This is a genomic window from Brevibacterium sp. H602 (assembly GCF_051172395.1).
GTDB lineage: Bacteria > Actinomycetota > Actinomycetes > Actinomycetales > Brevibacteriaceae > Brevibacterium.
The window spans coordinates 105,952-126,961 of record NZ_JBPIZD010000003.1 but is presented as its reverse complement, the minus strand read 5'-3'; the positions used below and the strand labels follow the sequence as shown (position 1 = coordinate 126,961).

General features: G+C 65.6%; 13 protein-coding genes and 1 pseudogene. 7 read left to right on the top strand and 7 right to left on the bottom strand.

The features are described 5' to 3' along the window. Window positions 1-25: 25 nt before the first annotated feature. The 3 genes from ACSBQT_RS03735 to ACSBQT_RS03725 all read right to left on the bottom strand — a co-directional run bounded on the left by ACSBQT_RS03735 (window position 26) and on the right by ACSBQT_RS03725 (window position 2,443). A complete protein-coding gene (locus ACSBQT_RS03735) occupies window positions 26-1,033 on the bottom strand; it encodes an NADPH:quinone oxidoreductase family protein (protein WP_410709829.1) in 1,008 nt (335 codons plus the stop codon). A gap of 133 nt (window positions 1,034-1,166) precedes the next feature. Beyond that, window positions 1,167-1,949, bottom strand: coding sequence for an SDR family oxidoreductase (locus ACSBQT_RS03730; RefSeq protein WP_410709828.1), 783 nt, complete (start codon window positions 1,947-1,949; stop codon window positions 1,167-1,169). 14 nt (window positions 1,950-1,963) lie between these two features. Further along, window positions 1,964-2,443, bottom strand: a complete 480-nt coding sequence (locus ACSBQT_RS03725; protein WP_410709827.1) for a MaoC family dehydratase — start codon at window positions 2,441-2,443, stop codon at window positions 1,964-1,966. Between the two features lie 180 nt (window positions 2,444-2,623). On the opposite strand from ACSBQT_RS03725, the gene ACSBQT_RS03720 reads away from it, so the two are divergent. Continuing rightward, entirely contained in the window at window positions 2,624-3,583 is a 960-nt protein-coding gene (locus ACSBQT_RS03720; protein WP_435000917.1) for a phosphotriesterase family protein, read from the top strand. A 98-nt stretch (window positions 3,584-3,681) separates the two neighbouring features. Beyond that, on the top strand, window positions 3,682-5,067 hold the full coding sequence (locus ACSBQT_RS03715) for an MFS transporter (protein ID WP_410709825.1): 1,386 nt from the start codon (window positions 3,682-3,684) through the stop codon (window positions 5,065-5,067). Between the two features lie 5 nt (window positions 5,068-5,072). Here ACSBQT_RS03715 and ACSBQT_RS03710 read toward each other — a convergent pair whose 3' ends face one another. Beyond that, a complete protein-coding gene (locus tag ACSBQT_RS03710) occupies window positions 5,073-5,879 on the bottom strand; it encodes an SDR family oxidoreductase (RefSeq protein WP_410709824.1) in 807 nt (268 codons plus the stop codon). Window positions 5,880-6,028: 149 nt separating this feature from the next. On the opposite strand from ACSBQT_RS03710, the gene ACSBQT_RS03705 reads away from it, so the two are divergent. Both ACSBQT_RS03705 and ACSBQT_RS03700 read left to right on the top strand, forming a co-directional pair. Next, complete coding sequence (locus ACSBQT_RS03705) at window positions 6,029-7,567, top strand: AMP-binding protein (RefSeq protein ID WP_410709823.1); 1,539 nt, start codon at window positions 6,029-6,031, stop codon at window positions 7,565-7,567. Next, a pseudogene (locus ACSBQT_RS03700) lies at window positions 7,546-7,824 on the top strand (C4-dicarboxylate transporter DctA); the annotation flags it as partial. The gene ACSBQT_RS03705 and the pseudogene ACSBQT_RS03700, both read left to right, overlap by 22 nt. A gap of 167 nt (window positions 7,825-7,991) precedes the next feature. Here the strand turns inward: ACSBQT_RS03700 and ACSBQT_RS03695 are convergent. The 3 genes from ACSBQT_RS03695 to ACSBQT_RS03685 form a co-directional block, all read right to left on the bottom strand. After that, entirely contained in the window at window positions 7,992-8,624 is a 633-nt protein-coding gene (locus ACSBQT_RS03695; RefSeq protein ID WP_410709822.1) for an RES family NAD+ phosphorylase, read from the bottom strand. Between the two features lie 14 nt (window positions 8,625-8,638). Continuing rightward, the gene (locus ACSBQT_RS03690; protein ID WP_410709821.1) at window positions 8,639-9,163 is read right to left on the bottom strand and encodes a hypothetical protein; all 525 of its coding nucleotides are present in this window, start codon (window positions 9,161-9,163) and stop codon (window positions 8,639-8,641) included. A gap of 78 nt (window positions 9,164-9,241) precedes the next feature. Further along, window positions 9,242-9,550, bottom strand: coding sequence for a dihydrofolate reductase family protein (locus ACSBQT_RS03685; RefSeq protein WP_410709820.1), 309 nt, complete (start codon window positions 9,548-9,550; stop codon window positions 9,242-9,244). A gap of 61 nt (window positions 9,551-9,611) precedes the next feature. On the opposite strand from ACSBQT_RS03685, the gene ACSBQT_RS03680 reads away from it, so the two are divergent. The 3 genes from ACSBQT_RS03680 to ACSBQT_RS03670 all read left to right on the top strand — a co-directional run bounded on the left by ACSBQT_RS03680 (window position 9,612) and on the right by ACSBQT_RS03670 (window position 21,010). Continuing rightward, the gene (locus ACSBQT_RS03680) at window positions 9,612-9,773 is read left to right on the top strand and encodes a hypothetical protein (protein ID WP_435000916.1); all 162 of its coding nucleotides are present in this window, start codon (window positions 9,612-9,614) and stop codon (window positions 9,771-9,773) included. A gap of 255 nt (window positions 9,774-10,028) precedes the next feature. Beyond that, the gene (locus ACSBQT_RS03675) at window positions 10,029-10,244 is read left to right on the top strand and encodes a hypothetical protein (RefSeq protein WP_410709818.1); all 216 of its coding nucleotides are present in this window, start codon (window positions 10,029-10,031) and stop codon (window positions 10,242-10,244) included. Between the two features lie 116 nt (window positions 10,245-10,360). After that, complete coding sequence (locus ACSBQT_RS03670; protein ID WP_435000915.1) at window positions 10,361-21,010, top strand: amino acid adenylation domain-containing protein; 10,650 nt, start codon at window positions 10,361-10,363, stop codon at window positions 21,008-21,010.

The window sequence follows — 21,010 nt, the reverse complement described above, 5'->3', positions numbered from 1 at the left end:
TCTCGGTGAGAGGGTGTATGCGGTGTCAGGTCTGTTGATCATGGGCACCGGCGCCGCCGGTCTCTCCTCTGACTTCGAGGACGACCTTGCCGCGCACGGATCGGGAGTCGATGAGCTCGAGGGCCTCCTGCGCCCTTTCCAACGGGAGCACGCTGTGAATGACGGGATCGAGTGCCCCTGAACTCAGATGCGGCCACAGCGTGTCCCACTGGGTGGCGACCATCTCCGGTCGTCCGGCCAGTGCCGCGCCCCACCCCACTCCGGCCACGGAGATGTTGTTCAACAGCAGACGGTTGACCTTGACTTCGGGGATGGATCCTGCGGTGAATCCGAGGACCAGAAGAGTGCCGAAGGTCTTCAGTGTGCGCAGGGAATCGGTGAACCGATCACCGCCGACCGGGTCGGCGACGAGGTCGACACCGCCAGGGAGCAGGTCCTTGACCGTGTCTTTGAACCGTTCGGCCAAGACCACACGAGAAGCGCCGAGGCTGCGCACCGTTTCCGCCTTCTCCTCGGTCGAGACCACGCCCACGACTTCTCCGCCGTAGGCGCGGGCGACCTGGACGAGGGCGCTGCCGAGTCCGCCTGCGGCGCCGTGGACGAGGACCGTCTGACCCGGTTCGAGTCTCCCGCGCACGCGCAGCGCGAAGTCCGCGGTCAGTAGGTTCATCGGCATTCCTGCTCCTGCGGTCAGCGATACGGACTCCGGAAGCGGGAGGACGCTGGCGGCCGGGACGACGATGGACTCCGCGTAGGCCCCCGTATTCGCCACCCCGACGACGCGGTCGCCGACGCTGAGACCGGTGACGCCTTCGCCCAGCTCACGCACGGCTCCGGAGACTTCCGACCCCACTGTGTAGGGCAGCGGCGGCTGCATCTGGTACTGCCCGCGAGATTGGAGCAGTTCGGGGAAGGTCACGCCGGCATAGGCGACGTCGATGAGGACCTCGCCAGGCCCGGGTGTCGGAGTCTCGATGTCGCGCAGTTCGAGGGAGCCGGGGCCGTCGGTGGCTCTCAGCTGCATTGCTCTCATGATGGTCGGGGGTCCTTTCGTTTGGGTTCGCCACGTGGGTGATGCTGTCAGGGCGGTCGATCGGGAGCGGATCTGGGCGGAGCAGCGAGTGAAGCCGTCAGCGGGGCGGCCGACTGGGTCGTCGTCGAGGACGTCAGAGACGAGACGAGGCGACGACACCGCCGTCGACGACGATCGTCTCCCCCACGACGTAGTCCCCGGCCCGAGAAGCGAGGTAGGCCGCGACTCCGGCCATGTCCTCACCGGTGCCGATCCGTCCTGCCGGGATCTGCGTCTTCACCTCGTCGCCGTGGTCGCGGGCGTCCTTGTTCATCTTCGTCCCGAAGGCTCCGGGGGCGATGCCGCTGACGATCACTCCGTCTGGGGCCAGTCGGGAGGCCAAGCGTTTGGTCAGGTGGACCACTCCGGCCTTGGACGCGTGATAGCTGTAGGTCTCCAGCGGATTGGGTCGGATGCCGTCGATCGAGGCGACGTTGATGACTTTGGCGAGGTGGTCGCCCGCGGCCGCGGCGGCCCGCAGGTCCGGCGCGAGTGCCTGGGTGAGGAAGAACATCGCCTTGAGGTTGAGGTCCATGACCTTGTCCCACCCGTCCTCCGAAAACTCGTCGAACGGCGCACCCCAGGCGGCACCGGCGTTGTTGACGAGAATGTCCAGATTCGTCTCGTGCTCCCGGAGTCGGGCCACCACCGAGGCGAGTCCCTCCTTCGTCGAAATGTCGCCGGGCAGGGACACACAGGTTCCCTGTTCGGACAGCTCGGCCGCGGTCGCGTCACAGGCCTCGGCCTTGCGGGCGGTGATATAGGCGCGCACGCCCGACTGCACCAACCCCTCGGCGATCATCCTGCCGATCCCGCGCGAGCCGCCGGTGATCAGCGCGCTGCGCCCCTTCAGTGCAAACAGTGTCGACATGTCCATGGAAACTCCCTTTTTCAGATATCTGCGCCGTGTTCGGTGAAGTAGCCGAGTGATTCGGCGACGCAGATCGGCTTCTCGATGCCGTCTGCTTCGAAGATCTGGGTGGTGGTCACCTGTGCGGAACCGGTTCCGCGCGGGTCGACGGCGGAGATCGTGGCCCGCATGCGCACCTTCGAGCCCACCGGTCGAGGCTGCGGGAAGCGCACCTTGTCGTAGCCGTAGTTGAGACTGTGGGCGAACCCGTCGAAGGCCATGAGCTCCTCCATGAACGCCGGTCCCAGAGACAGGGTGAACAGACCGTGGCCGATCGTGCCGCCGAAGGGACCCTCAGCGGCACGATCCTCATCGACGTGGATCCACTGGTGGTCATTCGTCAGGTCGGCGAAGGTGTTGATGTCGTCCTGGACGAGCGTGTGCCAGCCGGTGGGACCGAGTTCCTTGCCGACGAGCGCGTCGATCTCGGCGATCGTCGTGGGCCTGATGGGAGTCGTCATTGTCTGCCTTTCGATCAGTGGAGCGAGTCGGAATCGATCAGGTGAATCCGGAATCTGAAACCACTCTTGAAATTGAGTTCAGATTCATTAGTCTGAGACTAGCCGTGTATGCCGGGTCACTTCAAGGTGCAACCGAAACACACCACACGGCAGGGACGTCTACGCAAAGGAGCGGCACCCATGACAGAAGTCCAGACCGTCACCGGCACCATCGACAGCAGCGAACTCGGCAGGACCCTCGTCCACGAGCACATCTTCGTCCTCAGCGAGGAGATGCGGCAGAACTATGACACGACATGGGACGACGAGGAGAGAATCTCCGACGCCGTGACCAAGCTCAATGACCTCAAGGCCGCAGGCATCGACACGATCTTCGATCCCACGGTCGTCGGCCTCGGACGCTACATCCCCCGAGTGCAGAAGGTGGCCGAGCGGACCGATCTCAACATCATCGTGGCCACCGGCCTCTACACCTTCACCGATCTCCCCCACCAGTTCGAACATCGCGGCCCGGGCCTGCTCATCGACGAACCGGAACCACTCGTGGGGCTGTTCGTCCGCGACCTCACGGAGGGCATCGCCGACACCGGCATCAAGGCCGCATTCCTCAAATGCGCCATCGAATCCCCCGGACTCACCGAGGGAGTCGAGCGCACGATGCGGGCGGTGGGTCAGGCGAGCGCTCAGACCGGTGCTCCCATCACCGTGCACACCAATCCGGCTACCGGCTCCGGCCTGGTCACGCAGCGTGTGCTCAAGGAGGAGGGCGCGGTGCTGGAGAAGGTCATCATCGGCCACTCGGGCGATTCGACGGATCTTGACTACCTGTCCCAGATCGCCGAGAACGGATCGTTCCTGGGCATGGACCGGTTCGGCATCGACGCCTATCTGCCGACCGAACCGCGCGTAGACACCATCGTCGAACTCGTCCGTCGCGGCTATGTCGAACGCATCACCCTGGCCCACGATGCAGCGTGCTACATCGACTACTTCACTCAGGAAGAGAAGGCGCAGATCCAGCCGAACTGGCACTTCCGCCACATCAGCGACGACGTCATTCCGATGCTGCTGGACAAGGGCGTATCCGAAGACGATATCGACACGATGCTGGTGAAGAATCCGCGCCGCTACTTCGAGTGACATGCGCTGACTACACGTACCGACCCCATGCACGCACCGACCACATGCACTGACCACATGCACTGAGAGACCATTTTCAACGATGAAGGAAATCTCCCATGTCAGCCACCGCACAAACCACCCCACCGCAGGCGGCACCGGCCAAGCATGCCGGGCTGCGAGCCGCCGGTCTCGTCGGCTCCTCAATCGAGTGGTACGACTTCTTCCTCTACGGCACAGCGGCCGCACTGGTCTTCCCTCAGGTCTTCTTCCCTGATGCGAGCGGGGTCACCGGCACACTCCTGTCGTTCTCGACCTTCGCCACCGGCTTCATCGCGCGGCCGGTCGGCGGGCTCGTCGCCGGCAACTTCGGCGACAAGATCGGCCGCAAACCGATGGTGGTCATCGCCCTGCTGGGCATGGCTGTCTTCACCTTCCTCATCGGCTGCCTGCCCTCGGCCGGGAGCATCGGCATCATGGCCCCGGTCCTGCTCGTCACGTGCCGATTCATCCAGGGCATCGCCTGCGGCGCCCAGTGGGGCGGACTGGCACTGCTGCTCAGCGAGTCCGCCGGGCCCAAGCACCGAGCATTCTCGGGCTCGTTCATGCAGGTCGGCGTTCCCACCGGCGCCCTGCTGGGCAATCTGGCCTTCGTCATCGTCTCGTCCGCAGTCGATGAGGCGGCATTCGTCTCCTGGGGCTGGCGGATCCCGTTCTGGGCCACGGCGCTGCTCGTGCCGATCGTCATGTACATCCAGCTCAAGGTCGAGGACTCCCCCGAGTTCAGGAAGCTCGAGAACGATGTGTCCGCGGCCAAGCCGAAGGTCGTGCAGGCCCCACTGTGGCAGGCGATCAGATCGCACTGGAAGACGATCCTGCTGGCGGCGGGCACACTGTCGGGAACGAACTGCGTCTTCTACATCACGATCGCCGGTGCCCTGTCCTACGGCACGAGCTACCTGGGGATGGACTACGGACAGATGCTCATCGCCGCCATGCTCTCCTGCGTGTTCGGCATCGCCACCATTCTGATCGGCGGCAGGCTCGCCGATAAGATCGGTCGCCGTCCGGTCATCATCATCGGTGGCGTCGGCCTGCTGGCGTGGGCGTTCCCCTATTTCGCCCTGATCAATACGACGGACATCGTCCTCTTCGCGGTCTCGATCAGCGTGGCCAGCGTGTTCCAGTCACTCATCTACGCCCCGATCGCCGCGTACTTCGGCGAATTGTTCGCCCCGCAGATCCGCTTCTCCGCGGTCTCTCTGGCCTATCAGCTCAGCGCGATCGTCGTGTCGGGCTCGACGCCCATCGTCATGACGTGGCTGATCGCGAAGATGGACGGATCGACGCTGGGGATCACGCTGTTCGTGTGTGCGATGGCGCTGATCACGGTTGTGTCGACCTTGGCTCTGAAGGAGACGAACCCGAAATCCGTCAGGCAGTCCCCGACGGCCGTGCCAGGTGAGCACCTGCGCACGGAGACCGTCGCGGCCCAGCCTGCTTAATCGGCTCAGCCCGCAGCGCCGCTGCCACGCAGCTTTGCCTGGTAGCGGCGCATCCCGCGGATCCAGCGGTCGTAGTCCGACCCCTTCATCCGGTACATATCCAGGACTTCGGGGTGGGGCAGGATGAGGAAGGTCTCGGCTTCGACGGCGGCCATGACGGTCTTGGCGACGTCCGCCGGCTCAAGAACATTGCCGGCCTCGGACACGGCCCGTTGGGCGGCGAGTTCCTCTGCAGTCAGGGAGTCCGGGTCTTCGCCCCACAGGATCTTCGTGTTCACTCCCATCGGGGCGAGCACGGAGACGCCCACGCCGTCGTCGCCATAGGTCACCGACAGCCATTCGGCGAAGGCGAGCGCGGCGTGCTTGGTCACCGAGTAGCCGGCCTGCCCGATCTGCGTGAGCAGTCCCGCCGCCGAGGCGGTGGCCACGAAATATCCTTCTCCCCGAGCTTGCCAGCGGGGCACGAGCCGTTCTGCGGCGCGGACGTGCGCCCGCAAGTTGACGTCGAGGATGCGGTCCCAGTCGCGTTCGCCGCCGATTCCGGAGGCTCCGGCGATCCCGGCATTGGCGAAGTAGAGCTCGACGTCGCCGAGCTCGCTCTCGGCGGTGGCCAACAGATCGTCCACGCCTGTCGCCGTGGAGACGTCCCCGGTCCAGTGCGGTTGGCCCAGTTGCGTCGCGGTGTCCGCGACCGCCTCAGCGAGGTCGGCGAGCAGCACTCGGGCTCCGCGCTCGTACAGGGCCGCGGCCAGCGCCGCCCCGATCCCCGATGCCGCCCCGGTGACGACGGCGGTGCGTCCCTCGATGTCCATAGCCCTCTTCCTCTCCGGCGCACCCCGTTGTGTCCGAAACGCGACCGACCTATAGTTGAACCTGTACTCAGGTTCAAGTATTTCAGCATCCACGTATTGCTGTCGAGCCCCGCCGCGGGCCCGTCCACGTCGTGATCCGAAGGAGTTTCATGACCCGCACATCGATCATTGACCTGCTCACCCCGTGGGCGGAGAAGTACCCGGAGTCCGTCGCAGCGGCCACGCCTCCGGGACCGGATCGGGTGTCACTGTCGAAGGTGCGCCTCCTCGGCGAGATCGGTGCCGCGCGTGACCGGTACCTGACTGCGGATGTCCGCCCGGGTGATCGGATCGTGCTCATCGCGCCCACCTGCCCGGAGTTCCTCGTCGAGTTCTTCGGTGCGCACGCTGCCGGGCTGGTGGTCGTCGCCGTCAATCCGCTCTCGACGGTCAGGGAGCTCGACTACATCCTCGCCGACTCGGAGGCCCGCGTGCTCGTGGCTCATCCTGCTTCGGCCGAGGCAGGGAAGACCGCGGCTGCGCAGCACGATGTCGGCTTCCGGACCCTGGCCATCGTCGGCAATGAGGGTCCGCGCGCCGAGGTGGGCGCCGAGTCCGATGTCACCGTCGATCGTGCCGATTTCGCCTGGGATGACCTCGCCGCGCTCCTCTATACCTCGGGCACGACGGGCAAGCCGAAGGGGACGATGCTGACCTTGGGCAATTTCATTTCGGCCACCGACATCGTCCGCGAAATGATCGAGGCCACCCCGTCGGATCGGTCCGCGACCGGTCTGCCGCTCTTCCACGTGTTCGGTCTGGCGGCCGTCACCCTGCCGGCGATGAGTGCCGGCGCACCGGTGACGCTCTTCCCCCGTTGGGATCCGCAGGCCTTCATCGATTCCCTCGCCGAGGATGAGACGACCATCGTCTCCGGCGTACCGACGATGTGGATGTCGGTGCTGGCGAAGGCACCCGAGGGCGACGCCCCGGACCTGCGCATCATCAGCTCGGGAGGCGCCTCGATCGCCGCCGAGGTGGTCCGTCGGGTCGAAGATCGCTTCACGGCACCGCTGGCCGAGGGCTACGGGCTCACGGAGACGTCCGGGCTGGGCACCTTCAACCCGCTGCACGGGACGAGGAAGCCCACGAGCGTCGGTCCGGCGGTGCCCGGATTCGAGGTCAAGATCATCGACCCCACCACCGGCGACGAGCTGCCTGCCGGTGAGGTGGGTGAGGTGCTGCTCCGTGGGCCCGCGGTCATGGCCGGCTACTGGAAGAAACCCGAGGCCACCGCCGAGGTGCTCGACGCCGAGGGCTGGTTCCGCACCGGCGACCTCGGCCGGGTGGACGAGGACGGGTACCTCTTCATCGTCGACCGCATCAAGGACCTCATTATCCACGGCGGATACAACGTCTACCCGCGCGAGGTCGAAGAGGTCCTCTATGAGATCCCCGAGGTCGATCAGGCCAGCGTCGTGGGCACCCCGGACGAGAAGTACGGTCAGCAGGTGACGGCTGTCATCGCCCGCACCCCAGGCTCCGACCTCGACGCCGATGAGGTCGAGCGGTTCTGTCGGGAGAATCTCGCCGCCTACAAGATCCCGCGGATCATCGAATTCCTCGACGAACTCCCCAAGGGACCCAGCGGCAAGATCCTCAAGCGCGAGATCGTGCGCATGTTCACCCCGAGCACCGAGACGGGCTGAGGCAGGCGGGCGTCATCGTCGGCATCGACAAGTTCATGTCCGAGTGCCGTGCGCTGACGAACTTCACCGGCAATGCCGTGGCTACCCTGCTCATCGGCAAGTGGACCGGCGAGATCGATATGGACCAGGCTCGCGCCACCCTGTCCGGTCAGAACCCGTTCGACGAGCTCTCGCTCGAACCGGATACGCACGGTACGTCGACCAATGCCACCGAGGCGGCTCGCCCAGCTGAAAGCGAAAAGGTCGCCGTGAGCTGACCGACTGTCGCTCCCGCTCCACACCACCACGGGTGCCGACGTCCTCACCGTGAGGACGTCGGCACCCGTGGTTTTTCGCCTCCCCTCGCCGAGGCGGGAAGCAGTATCGTCATGCCATCGTCTGACACACTGGTGAGTCCACAGTGGCCCTTCGGGCCGTCGTGTATCTACGTTTCGGTCGGCTCGTCCAGGATCTCGAATTCTTCGAGATTGTCAGGATCGGCAATTTCGATTGCCATGCTCTCAACAACGGCGCGAAGTGACTTCTGCTCGTGGACTTCACCCGTTTCCACACCTGCTGGACCGAATACCGCGATGGCGCGTGCATCTGCACCTGGAGAGAATCGCGGGTGGTACCAAATCCCTTCGAATCCGAACTCGTGCAAGCTATGAGCCCACTGACGAGGAACTTGAAACTTCGCCATAGAGCACAACTCAGACGTAACCCCGAACGGAAAAGCTTCATCACTCGAGACATGCGCCGCCTGGATCGACTCGGCCAAAGTCAGACTCGATACAACCCTGCCTTCGAGAAATGTGCTGGCAACCACACCGGATCGAGCAATATCGGGGCCAATGGCCTCACGAGCAGCAACGTCGTCACTGCTCGCCAAGTAACAGGTACCGAACGGCGCAGCGAGGTTGAACCGCCCCTTTCCGTCCGAAGCGAAATACCACGGCTCATACTTTTGCCAGTGCCCTCTCCGCCAGCGTGTGCCGGCATCCACGGGTCGGCTTGGGAAAGTGCTCAGATCGCGATCAGGATCCGGTTGTCGCTGTGCAACGGTCTCTCTGTCCATTGTTTGGCGTCGACTTACGCAGACCAACGAGAAGCACTGCGCTTGGCCAGGTTCTCCACCAGGTCAGTCTCATCTGCGTCGAGCAGCTCAATTGGTGTTCGGTCCCCTGCCTCGACCAGTGGTGTACGCATCCATTGTGCGATGGTGAACGCATCAGCTGAAACGCGGAGAATGCCGACTATACGCAGGACGTCCTCGCGGACACGCTTGCGGTTGAACTGAAACGCGGGGAATAGTGTCCGCCCCTGAACGGTCAACACGAAAAGGCGACCTTCACGGACCCTCTTACTCACACCTTGACGGGTGATTCCCCACATCGTCATCAATGCTTTAGTGGAGTACACCGGGCCGATGATTCTGCCTAGTTGGCCTCCCGCACTCCGCGGAACCATGGCGACCATCTTGGAGCCGAGAGCTTCGGCATCCTTGACGTTCTCCAGGTCAGCTGTCGGAACTTCAGCGAGCTCGCGCCTGACAGCCTCAAGTATCGCGCGCTCGTTCGCAGCACGTCGTTGGTGCGCAGCGGTCGGCGAGTTCATGCTCAGGCCTCAATCTTATATGTTGTCAACCGTGTCAACCAGCATCTCACCTCACTTCAACCGCGTCAACCATGTCAACTACCTTTTCAGGGTGAGCACGAATACCGGGCCGCGGAACGGCGGGTCGTCTCCCCACCACCCTTTCCAGTCGCGGTCCCACTTGCCGCGCACAGGCCCGAACATGTTTCGGCCCATGATGTGTACACGCGCGCCGGCCAATTGGTCGACTTCGGCACGGTTCTCCTCACCCTGGTCGAACATCCAGGCGTGCAGCCTGTTGCCCCAGCCATCGCCGCCGTCGTCGCCGAACGGGCGCTCCTCGGTCTCGTTTGTCCCGGCGGCATACCCGTCGAGGCTGATGGTCTGGTTGACGATGACACTGCTCATGGTGCTCCTCCGCGGCTCACCCGATGACAACAGTCCGCTGTGATTGTGCCCTGCAATCAGTTTGAGCGTAGACCTCGCGGTTACAGTCATCAATGGCTTCTTCGAGAGGTTCTGGGGTCCTGAACGCACCGTGGTCGGGCTCCCCGACGGAATGGGCGTCATCGTCGGCATCGACATGTTCATGCCCGAGTGCCGTGCACTGACGGCGAAAAGGTCGCCGTGAGCTGACCTTCGGTCGCTCCCGCTCCACAACCACCACGGGTGCCGATGTCCTCATCATGAGGACGTCGGCACCCGTGGTTTTTCGTCTCCCCTCGCCGAGGCGGCCCTCCCCTGTCGTAGTGCTGTGACGAAGGGTTCGAGACATCGGACCAAGAAAAACTCTTGGCCAGCCAATCCACATTCGCGAGTCTTCCGAATGACACATGTCCGTCCCCATACGGACGATTGCAACCGATGCCAGAAGAGGACAGGGACCATGAAGAATCTCAAGCTCATCAACGCCCGCACCGTCTCCGGTGCCGCACTCGCGGCCATCCTCATTTCGGTCGGCCTCATGGCCGCGCCAGTCAGCGCCTCCGCTGCCGAGACCTCACCGACCGATTCGACCGAGGCCTCGGGGGCGCTCATCAACGGCCCGATCATCGATCTGGGCCACCTCCTCGGCGATATCAACATCGGACAGTTCCAGTAACGACCGATCCCCTGCTTGCTCACGTGAGCCTACAGCCGGGTTGCGCTGAGCACCCGCGCGCCTCCTTGCCGACGGAAACCTCGCCCAGGAAACCCCCACCCAATGCGAAAGACACGATGACTGACGAGAACGCTCGAATCGACCTCACCTCAGCACAGCGCGGAATCTGGTACGCCCAGAAGATCGAACCAGACAACCCGACGTTCCAGATCGGGCTCTACGTCGATATTCGCGGGCCGCTCGATGTCGACAGAATGCGCAAGGCGGTCGCCACGACCGTAGCCGAAGCCGACTCGCTCAACGTCGTCTTCGGTGAGGACGAAAAAGGTCCCTTCCAACAGCTCGGACCGGCACGCAGCCATCTCCTGGTCCGTGACCTGCGGACGGAGTCGAGTGAGGATCCCGAAGCCTCGGCCCATGCGCTGATGCAGGAGGATCTCGAAACCGTCCACGGTGTCGATGAGGGTGACCTGCTCCGGTCCCAGCTGTTCCACATCGGACCCGACCACTGGATCTTCTATCAGCGGGCCCACCACCTCCTCGTCGACGGCTATTCCGCCGTCCTCGTCCTCCGCCGCGAATCCCAGGTCTACCGGGAACTCGCCGATCAGGGAACCGCATCGGACTCGCCCTTCGGCAACCTCGACGATCTGGTGGCCGAGGAGGCTCAGTACCGTTCCTCGCAGCGCTTCACCACCGACGCCGAGTTCTGGAAGCAGGTGCGCTCCGAGTCGGAGACGGCCACCGGCCTGGCCGACCGTCCGGCATCACCGGCACGACGGCTTGTCACCTGCGATGCCGACATCCCCCAGGAGCTCTCATCACGCCTGGCCGGCTCCCGGTCGGCACCGACTCTCATCCTCAGCGCCGCAGCGGCCTACCTGCACCGCATGACCGGACGAGAGTCCATCTCGGTGGGCCTTCCGGTCACTGCTCGTCGCAGCGCCCTGTCCAAATCAGTGCCGTCCATGATGTCGAAGATCCTGCCGGTACAGGTGCAGGCAGCACCAGGGATGACGTCGGCAGATCTCGTCGCCGACGCCGGCGCCACACTGCGCGAGACGCTCATTCACCAGCGCTTCCAGTATCAGGAGCTGAGCACCGACAGCGACTACATCGGGCCTTCGGTCAACATCTTCCCGCACGTCGACGACATTGACTTCGGAATGTCGACCGCCTCGCTGCACCTGCTGTCGACCGGCCCGGTCGATGACCTCTCGATCATCATCCACGGCATCGGAGCGGATCCCAGCTCCGATGGAGGCAGCAGGCCGGCCATCGTTCGGTTCGAGGCGAACGCCGAACTCTACGATCAGCACAGCCTCGCCGAGCACCTGCGGCAGTTCCTCTCCGTCCTGCGCCAGTTCGATCCGAGCGAAGATCAGCACCTGTCGGGGCTCGCGCTCATCGATGCCGGCGAGTCCGACGAACTCATCGCGGGCGGCCAGGGACCGGCCCAGAGCCTTCCCCGCCACACCGTGGTGGAGGAATTCTCCCGTCACGCCCGCAAATCTCCATTCGCCACCGCGGTCGTCGCCGAGGACGGGCACATCAGCTTCTGCGAACTCGACCGCCGCTCGACTGAGCTCGCGAACCGTCTTCGCGACTGCGGTGCAGGGCCCGGGACTCGCATCGCGGCACGCTTGGGCCGGTCCACCACGCTGCCCATCGCCGTGCTCGGAATCCTCAGAACAGGTGCCGCCTACGTACCCCTCGACCCTGACTATCCGGCCGACCGCCTCGAAGCGATGATCGCCGATTCCGCGCCGGTGCTCGTCATCAATTCCTCTGCAGTGTCGGGTCCCGCCGGAGAAACGAGTGTGAGCACCGACCGACCCGTCATCGACATCGACGCGGAACCACAGTCGACAGCACCGACGACCGAGTCGACCCAGACCGGGTCAGCGCAGGCCGGATCACAGCAGACCGGATCGACTCCTGCTCCCGACGACCTCGCCTACGTCATCTTCACCTCCGGGTCGACCGGTCGGCCCAAGGGCATCGGGGTCGAGCACCGGTCGCTGCTCAATCTCTTCCACAGCCACAAGGAGACCATCTTCGATCCGGCCGCCCGTCGACTCGGACGAGGACTGCGCGTGGCGCACACGGCAGGGATCTCTTTCGATGCCTCCTGGGATCCGCTGCTGTGGCTCTTCGCCGGGCACGAACTCCACCTCATCGACTCGATCACCCGCCGTGACCCCGAAGCTCTCACCGACTACTTCGCCGCCCACGGCATCGACTCGATCGAGACGACTCCCTCATTCGTCAAGGCCCTTCTCGCGCACGGCACGTTCAGCGGCACCGAGCATCCCAGCGTCGTCGCCCTGGGCGGCGAAGCGGTCGAACGCGGTCTCTGGGATCAGCTCGCGGCCCTGCCCGAGGTGGACTCCTTCAACTTGTACGGCCCGGCGGAAACGACGGTCGACAGTCTCACCGCTCCGATCGTCGCCGGTGCCTCACCCGACCTCGGCGGCTCCGTGGCGAACACCAGGCACTACGTCCTCGACTCCCGGTTGGCCCCTGTTCCGGCGCAGGCGCGTGGGGAGCTCTACATTGCGGGGCTGAATCTGGCGCGCGGCTATGTGGGCCGCCCGGCCACCACCTCAGAGCGGTTCATCGCCGACCCCTTCGCCGACGACGGCTCCAGAATGTATCGCACCGGCGACATCGTCCGCAGGCCTCTGGCCGGAGGCATCGAGTTCCTGGGCCGGGCCGATGAGCAGATCAAACTGCGCGGCTATCGCGTCGAACTCTCCGAGGTCGAGCTCGCCCTCCAGTCGGAGGGCCGGATCCGGTCGGCCGCGGTCATCCTGGGACAGAACCAGGCCGGCTACAGTCAGCTTCTCGGCTACATCACCGCCGATGAGCAGATCGATACTGCCGAGGTGCGTCGGCGCATGAAGACGCGCGTACCCGACTACATGGTTCCGTCATTCATCACACAGATCGAGCGGATTCCCCTCACCGTCAACGGCAAGCTCGACCGCGCCGCGCTGCCGGAACCGCAGTCGGCGCAATCGGAATCGGCAGCACCAAGGACAGTCCAGGAGCAGGCCGTGGCCGAGGCCTTCGCCCAAGTGCTGGGGGTGGAGACCGTCGGCATCGACGATGACTTCTTCGAACTCGGCGGGCACTCCCTGCTCGCCACCCAGCTGGTGGCCTCACTGCGGGAGAGGTTCGCGTCCCCACCCGCCCTGAGCGAGATCTTCCACCATCCCACCGTCCGCGAACTCAGTGCCGGACTCGACCTCGACGACACGGCACAGGAGCCGGCAGACGAACTCGTCGCCGCAGACCGTCCCGCGACCATTCCCCTGTCCTACGCGCAGAGCCGTCTGTGGTTCCTCAACCAGTTCGACCCGGCGTCCGCGGCCTACAACATTCCGCTCACCCTGCGCATCCGCGGAGACCTGGACACCCATGCTCTGCGTGCTGCCATCAACGACGTCGTTGCTCGTCACGAGAGCCTGCGCACCGTGTTCCCGTGGACCGAGGGTCAGCCCGAACAGGTGGTCCGCGCCGCCGACGATGCGCAGATCGCCCTGCCCGTTGTGGAGATCAGCGAGGACCTCGTCGATCACACCGTCGATGCGGAGGCCACACGCGGCTTCGACGTCTCGTCGCAGCTGCCGATCCGGTGCCTGTTGATCAGGCTGGGCACCGCGGATCATCTCCTGCTCCTCACGCTCCACCACATCGCCGCCGACGGCTGGTCGCTGCGGCCCCTGGCCGGTGACCTCTCCGCTGCCTATCGCGCTCGGGCTCGCGGCACCACCCCCGCCATCCCCGAGCTGCCGGTCCAATACGCCGACTACGCGCTGTGGCAGCGGAGAACTCTCGGCTCCGAGGACAACCCCGACAGTGAGATCGCCGACCAGCTGGCCTATTGGAAGGACGCACTGACCGGGGCTCCGGTCGAACTCGGACTTCCCGTCGATCGGCCCAGGAGCGCACAGAACACCGACCGTGTCTCCCGCAGGATCCCCGTCGACATCGACGCCGAGACCCACGCTGGTCTGCGCCGGCTCTCCGGCGAGCGCAATGCCAGTCTGTTCATGGTCCTGCAAGCCGCCTTCGCTGTGCTGCTGAGCAGACTCGGTGCCGGCAACGACATTCCCATCGGCACTCCCGTCGCCGGCAGGACGGAGACGAAACTCGACGATCTCATCGGCTTCTTCGTCAACACCATCGTTCTGCGCACCGACACCTCCGGCAACCCCAGCCTCGTCGATGTCGTCGATCGGGTCCGGGCGTCCAACCTCTCCGCCTATGCCAATCAGGATGCGCCGTTCGAACGCGTCGTCGACGAACTCGCACCCCCACGTTCGGGCCAGCTCCATCCGCTGTTCCAGGTCATGCTGACCCTGCAGAACACTGCCCCCGCGGCTCTGGACATGGGTGACCTCGACGTCGAACCCGCACCCGGGCCAGAGGTGTCGGAGGCGAAGTTCGACCTCCTCCTCGACCTGGCCGAACGTGAGAACGACGGCGTGTCGCGCCCGGTCGGTGGAACAATGCCCACGGTCGATGAGGCTGCCGGCATCACCGGCTCCCTCGAGTTCGACTCCGCGCTCTTCGACGAATCCACCGCCGAAGCCATCGCCGCGCGATTCGTGCGAGTGATCGACCAGTTCGCCGCCGACCCACACACACCGCTGCGCGAACTCGAGGTGCTGCGCCCGGACGAGCTCGCAGAGATCCGCACTCAGGGTCAGGGCCGCGCCGCGGTCGCACCCGAGTCGACGGTCCTCGACGTCCTCGATTCGACGATCAGGAGGCATCCCGACCGTCGGGCGCTCATCGCCGACGACGGTGAGCTGACCTTCGCCGGCCTCGGGTCCCGCATCGACCACATGGCTCATGTCCTGGCCGCCCGCGGAATCACAGCGGGAGACACCGTCGCCATCGCCCTTCCCCGGTCCGCCGACGCCGTCGCGGCCCCCTTGGCCGTGCTCTCGATCGGGGCAGTCGCTGTGCCCATCGACCTCAGCTACCCCGGAGAGCGGATCCGGCTGATCCTCACCGCGAGCACCCCCGCGGCCGTCATCACCGACGAGGCTGAACTCCCGGTCCGCCCGGGCACAGCGATCGGCACCGCCGAACTCCACACCGCCGAGGCGGGTCGACGTGCCGATGACACCGCCGACCACGGTCGCCGCTGGGCCGACCGTCCGGTTCCGAGCGACCGCGCCTATGAGATGTACACCTCGGGTTCGACCGGCACTCCGAAGGGTGTGGCCGTCCCCCACAGTGCACTGCTGAATCTGCTGGCCCATCATCGGGAGACTATCTTCGCCGAGGCGGGACTCGACGTCGGACCGGTCCAGGCGGCGCACACGGCGGGGTTGGGCTTCGACGCCGCCTGGGACCCGGTGCTCTGGCTCGTGGCAGGAGCGAGCCTGCACATCGTCGGCGACGAGATCCGCCGCGATGCCGAAGCACTCGTCCGATTCTGCCGCGAGCATGAGATCCGGGCCCTCGAGACCACCCCGTCGTTCGTCAGGCAGCTCATCATCTCAGGACTGTTCGACGACGAGACCGAGGAAGACCGCGTCCCGCTGTCGCTCGCCCTCGGCGGAGAGGCCGTGCCCGCCGATCTCTGGCAGGAGCTTGCTGCGAACCCCAAGGTGCGAGCCCACAACTTCTACGGTCCCACCGAATTCACCATCGATTCCGTCACCGCCGCAGTCGCGGGAGACCGACCCACCATCGGGCACCCGATCAGGAATGTTCGAACCATGGTCCTCGATCAGAATCTGCGTGAGGTCCCACATGGAGTCGTCGGCGATCTCTATCTCGCCGGCGCCGGAATCGCCTCCGGCTACGTCAACAGGCCCAAGGAGACGGCAACGCGATTCGTCGCCGATCCTCTCGAACCGGGCGCTCGGATGTACCGGACCGGCGACCTCGTGCGCCGACACCCCGACGGCAGCCTCGACTTCGTCTCCCGCGATGACGACCAGATCAAACTGCGCGGATACAGGGTCGAGCTCGGAGACGTCGAGAACGCCCTGGCCTCGGGCAGCGGCGTCACCCAGGCGGCGGCCATCGTCGAGAATCTCACGGATCCCGAATCGGCACGGCTTATCGGCTACTACACCGGGGACGCTGACGAGGCTGCCCTCCGTGATCACCTCGCCGCCCAGCTGCCGGCACCGATGGTCCCCCACATCCTCATCGGTCTCGACTCGATCCCGCTGACCTCACACGGCAAACTCGACCGCTCCCGGCTGCCTGCCCCCACTGCTTCGGGGACCACCGACTCCAGAGCCGCGCGCAGCGCGGACGAACACACCATGTGCCGAGTCTTCTCCTCCGTGCTCGGTGCTGATGAGATCGGCCTCGACGACGACTTCTTCGACCTCGGCGGGCACTCGCTGCTGGCGGTCTCCCTCATCGGCCGCATCCGCACTGCCTTCGACACCGAGTTGCCGCTGCGCGCAATCTTCGACTCCCCCACCCCGGCTGCACTGCTGAATCGACTCGATTCTCGCGGCCGCACCGAGCCGGCACCCGCCGAGGAGCCCGCGATGACGGCAGAATCGGCCGACGGTGCGCCGCCCATGAGCCTCACCGCGTGGAGTCGGTCGCACGGGCAGACCCGCCCGCAGCTGATCCCTCTGTCCTATGGGCAGGCGCGGCTGCACTTCCTCAATCAGCTCGACACCGATGCCTCGGACTACACCATCTCCCTGGCTGTCCGATTCTCCGGAGATCTCGACGCGGATTCTCTCGGCCGGGCGCTGACGGACGTGATCGCCCGACACGAGATCCTGCGCACCGTCTACCCCAGTGTCGATGGCAGCCCCGTCCAGCAGATCCTGCCCCCGGACGCCGGTGAGGGTCTCATGGCACGCCGCACCACAACCTCTGGCACGCAGACCGCGGAGCGAATGCGGGACGAGGCCGCCGTCGGATTCGACCTCAGCCGCGACCTTCCCATTCGTGCGAGCCTCTTCACTAAAGGCGACGAGTGGGTCCTCCACCTGGTGATGCACCATATCGCCACCGACGGCGCCTCGCTGAGACCGCTGACGCAGGACCTGTCCACCGCCTATGCCGCACTGCGCGGCTCGGCCCATCCGATGCAGCGGACCCTCGAGGTCCAATACGCCGAGTACGCGCTCTGGCAGCGCCATGTTCTCGAGGACGAGCAAGCCCCGGCAGCGGAGGCCCCGCTCCTGGAACGAAAGGTCCGGGCGTGGCACGACCGGCTCGAGGGGATTCCCACCGACATCACCCTGCCGGCCGATCGTCCCCGTCCCACGACCGCCAGACAGTCGGGTCGTCACTATCACTTCAGCCTCGACGCCCGTACCTCTGCCCGTCTGGCAGCGGTGGCTGCGGAGAACGGGGCCAGCCTGTTCATGGCGCTGCACTCCGTGCTCGCCGGCTATCTCAGCAGGCTCGGTGCCGGTGAGGACATCGTCATCGGCTCCCCCAGCGCCGGCCGCTCGGACCCGGCGTTGGAAGACATGGTCGGACTCTTCGTCAACACCATTCCGATCCGCACCGACACCTCGGCGGGCCCCGGCCTGCGCGAGCTCCTGGCTCGCACCCGCGCCGCAGTCATCGATGCTGTGGAACTCGACGACGTGCCGTTCGAGCGTCTCGTCGAATCGGTCAATCCGCCTCGCGAACTGGGACGCCATCCCCTGTTCCAGGTCATGCTGTCCCTCGAGGAGTCGGCAGCACCGAAACTCGAGCTGCCCGGGGTGACCACGAGCATCGAACCTGAGGTCGAGACCGGTGACGCGAAGTTCGATCTCTCGTTCACTTTCCGCCGCAGCGATGCCGACGCGGGACTTGCGGTGGTCCTCGATTACAACTCATCGATGTTCGACGCGGAGACCATCGCCGACATCTGCCGACGATTCTCCCGATTCGTCGATGAGGCCGTGCAGGATCCCGAACGACCGCTTGAGGGCATCGCCCTGCTCGACCCGGTCGAAACCCGGACGGCGATCGAGTCCCTCACCGGCCACATGCCTGCTGACACGCCGCCGCCGGTGCTCGACGTCTTCGCCGTCACCGCAGCCCGAATGCCCGATGCCGTAGCGGTCCGGTCCGACCAGACGTCACTGTCCTACCGCGAACTCGACGCCGCCTCGTCCCGTTTGGCGCACGAGCTCATCGACCAGGGAGCAGGTGCCGGCGAAACGGTCTCCGTTCGGCTGAGTCGCGGCCTCGGCGTCATCGTCGCGACACTGGCCGTGCTCAAGTCCGGTGCAGCTTTCAACCCGATCGACATCGACTATCCCCGCGGTCGCACCACTGCGATCCTCGCCGACGCCGAACCGCTCATCGTCATCACGCAGTCGGGCAGCACCTCAGAGCTCTCGCCCCTCCTCGTCGGTGCCGGGATCACCCCGAACATCATCGAGATCTCGCCCGACGACGGTTCGGTTCGCACCTCGCCTGCTCCTCAGGGGACGCCGATCCCAAGGGGAACCGCTGCGACCACGACCGCGACGCTGCCCACGCCTCACCGGGATTCGGCGGCCTATGTCACCTTCACCTCCGGCTCGACGGGCCGGCCCAAGGGTGTCGCAGTCGGCCACTCGGCCTTGGCGAACCTCCTCGCCTCCCACCGGGCCTGGTTCCTGCCGACCCCGACCGATGAGGCCGACCGGATTCCGGTCGCCCACACCACCGGAATCGGCTTCGATGCCGCTTGGGATCCGCTGCTGTGGATGGTGGTCGGGCATCCGCTTCACATCGCTTCGGAGGCCGTCCAACGCGATCCACAGCAGCTGGCGGCCGATCTGCGCCGACTCGGCATCGGATTCTGGGAGACGACACCAAGTTACCTTCGTCTGCTCTCCGCCGAACCGGATTTCGAGCGCATGATCGCTGAGAACGCTGAAGAAGACTCTCCGATCATCCTCGCCCTCGGCGGGGAAGCGATCGATCCCGATCTCTGGCAGTGGCTGCGTGGCCACCCGGGCATCATCGCCCACAACCTCTACGGGCCTACGGAGACCACGGTCGACGCATTCGCCGCACTTGTGGGTGCCTCCCCGACGCCGATTCTCGGGTCGCCGCTTGGGCGCATGCGCGGATACGTCCTCGATGAACGCCTCCATCATGTGCCGGCCGGGACGATCGGGGAACTGTATCTGGCGGGCGAGCAGTTGGCCCACGGGTACCGGGGCCGACCGGGCCTGAGCGCCGAACGCTTCATCGCCGACCCCTACGGGGGCCCGGGCGAGCGCATGTACCGGACCGGGGATCTCGTCGTCAGGCACGAGGGCGCAGAGCTCGTGTTCATCGGTCGCAGCGATGATCAGATCCAACTGCGCGGATACCGAGTCGAGCTCGGGGAGGTCGAGCAGGCCCTGCGCCAGGCGCCGGGCGTCAAGGACGCCGTCGTCCGTCCGTTCGGCGCGGACCCTGCCACGATGCAGCTCGTCGGCTATATCGTCGCCGAGGTCGGCGCGAGAACGGATACCAACGCCCAGCTCGCCGAGGACTCAACCGGGAATTCGTCTCGGGTCCTCCTCGCCGATGCGGCCCGCGACCATGTGCGCTCGGTCGTTCCCTCCTACATGGCGCCCTCGCACCTCGTCGTCATCGACGAGATCCCCCTCACCGCTCACGGCAAGATCGACGAGGCGGCCCTGCCCGACCCGTCGACCGCGACCGTCGGATCGCGACTGACACCACGCACGCCGCAGGAGGAGACCGTCGCCGCGATCTTCGCGCGCGTACTGTCCCTGCCGCGTGTCGGCATCGATGAGTCGTTCTTCGAACTCGGCGGGCACTCGTTCCTCGCCCGGCCCCTCATCGCGGCCGTCAACGAGGCCTTCGGTGCCGATCTGTCGGTCCAGGCCCTGTTCCGCTCATCGACCGTCGAACAGCTCGTTCGCGAGGTCGGCCGAGGCAGTGCGGAGTCCATCGCCGACAGCCTCCACCGCCTGCTCCCGCTGCGCCGCGCGGGTGCGAAGCCGCCGCTGTTCGCCGTTCACCCGGCCACGGGCATCAGTTGGGGTTTCGCCGCGATGCTTCACGGCCTCGATCCGGACCGCCCGCTGATCGGACTGCAGATGCCCGGCCTCTCACCCGGGGACTCTGAGGAGATGACAGCCCAGACGCTGACCGAACTCGCCGACGACTACATCGACCATCTGCAGACGGTTCAGCCGTCGGGCCCCTACCACCTGATCGGGTGGTCTCTCGGCGGCATCCTCGCCCACCGTCTGGCAACCCGCCTTCAGGAGCAGGGCGCGTCCGTCGCGTTCCTCGGAATTCTCGACGCCTTCCCCACCGGGCAGGAGCGCAACGCCGATGTCGGCGAAGGGTCCGAGCTGTGGGCGAACTACCTCGGCGCCAATCATCCGGCGATCACGGCGACGACGGAGGGTCTCGATGACGAACGGGCCCTGGAGATCCTGCGTGCACACGGTGATCCCCTCGGCAATGTGGCACCCGAGACAATTGCGGCGATGACCCGCGGGTTCTTCACCCTGGCCAGACTGATCCGCGAAGCCCCGGTGGAGACGTTCGACGGTGAGCTGGTGCTCTTCACCGCGGCCCGGGACGTTCCGAACGGCACTCCCGGTCCTGACTCATGGCGTCGGTTCGTCACCGGCGACATCCACGTCACCGAGGTCGACGCCCGGCACTCGGACATGCTGAGTGCCGAGGCTCTCGAAGAGATTCTTCCCGTCCTGTCCATCCACATGGACGAGGCCGCCGAATCACAGATGAGTTCCATCCACTCCTGGAACCAAACCCCGCCAAGCAACACCACTAGGAGCTGA

What these genes read in the sequence shown, in the direction of transcription:
- ACSBQT_RS03735 (WP_410709829.1), bottom strand. Translation starts at nt 1,033, where the DNA reads ATGAGAGCAATGCAGCTGAGAGCCACCGACGGCCCCGGCTCCCTCGAA.
- ACSBQT_RS03730 (WP_410709828.1), bottom strand. Translation starts at nt 1,949, where the DNA reads ATGGACATGTCGACACTGTTTGCACTGAAGGGGCGCAGCGCGCTGATC.
- ACSBQT_RS03725 (WP_410709827.1), bottom strand. Translation starts at nt 2,443, where the DNA reads ATGACGACTCCCATCAGGCCCACGACGATCGCCGAGATCGACGCGCTC.
- ACSBQT_RS03720 (WP_435000917.1), top strand. Translation starts at nt 2,624, where the DNA reads ATGACAGAAGTCCAGACCGTCACCGGCACCATCGACAGCAGCGAACTC.
- ACSBQT_RS03715 (WP_410709825.1), top strand. Translation starts at nt 3,682, where the DNA reads ATGTCAGCCACCGCACAAACCACCCCACCGCAGGCGGCACCGGCCAAG.
- ACSBQT_RS03710 (WP_410709824.1), bottom strand. Translation starts at nt 5,879, where the DNA reads ATGGACATCGAGGGACGCACCGCCGTCGTCACCGGGGCGGCATCGGGG.
- ACSBQT_RS03705 (WP_410709823.1), top strand. Translation starts at nt 6,029, where the DNA reads ATGACCCGCACATCGATCATTGACCTGCTCACCCCGTGGGCGGAGAAG.
- ACSBQT_RS03695 (WP_410709822.1), bottom strand. Translation starts at nt 8,624, where the DNA reads ATGGACAGAGAGACCGTTGCACAGCGACAACCGGATCCTGATCGCGAT.
- ACSBQT_RS03690 (WP_410709821.1), bottom strand. Translation starts at nt 9,163, where the DNA reads ATGAACTCGCCGACCGCTGCGCACCAACGACGTGCTGCGAACGAGCGC.
- ACSBQT_RS03685 (WP_410709820.1), bottom strand. Translation starts at nt 9,550, where the DNA reads ATGAGCAGTGTCATCGTCAACCAGACCATCAGCCTCGACGGGTATGCC.
- ACSBQT_RS03675 (WP_410709818.1), top strand. Translation starts at nt 10,029, where the DNA reads ATGAAGAATCTCAAGCTCATCAACGCCCGCACCGTCTCCGGTGCCGCA.
- ACSBQT_RS03670 (WP_435000915.1), top strand. Translation starts at nt 10,361, where the DNA reads ATGACTGACGAGAACGCTCGAATCGACCTCACCTCAGCACAGCGCGGA.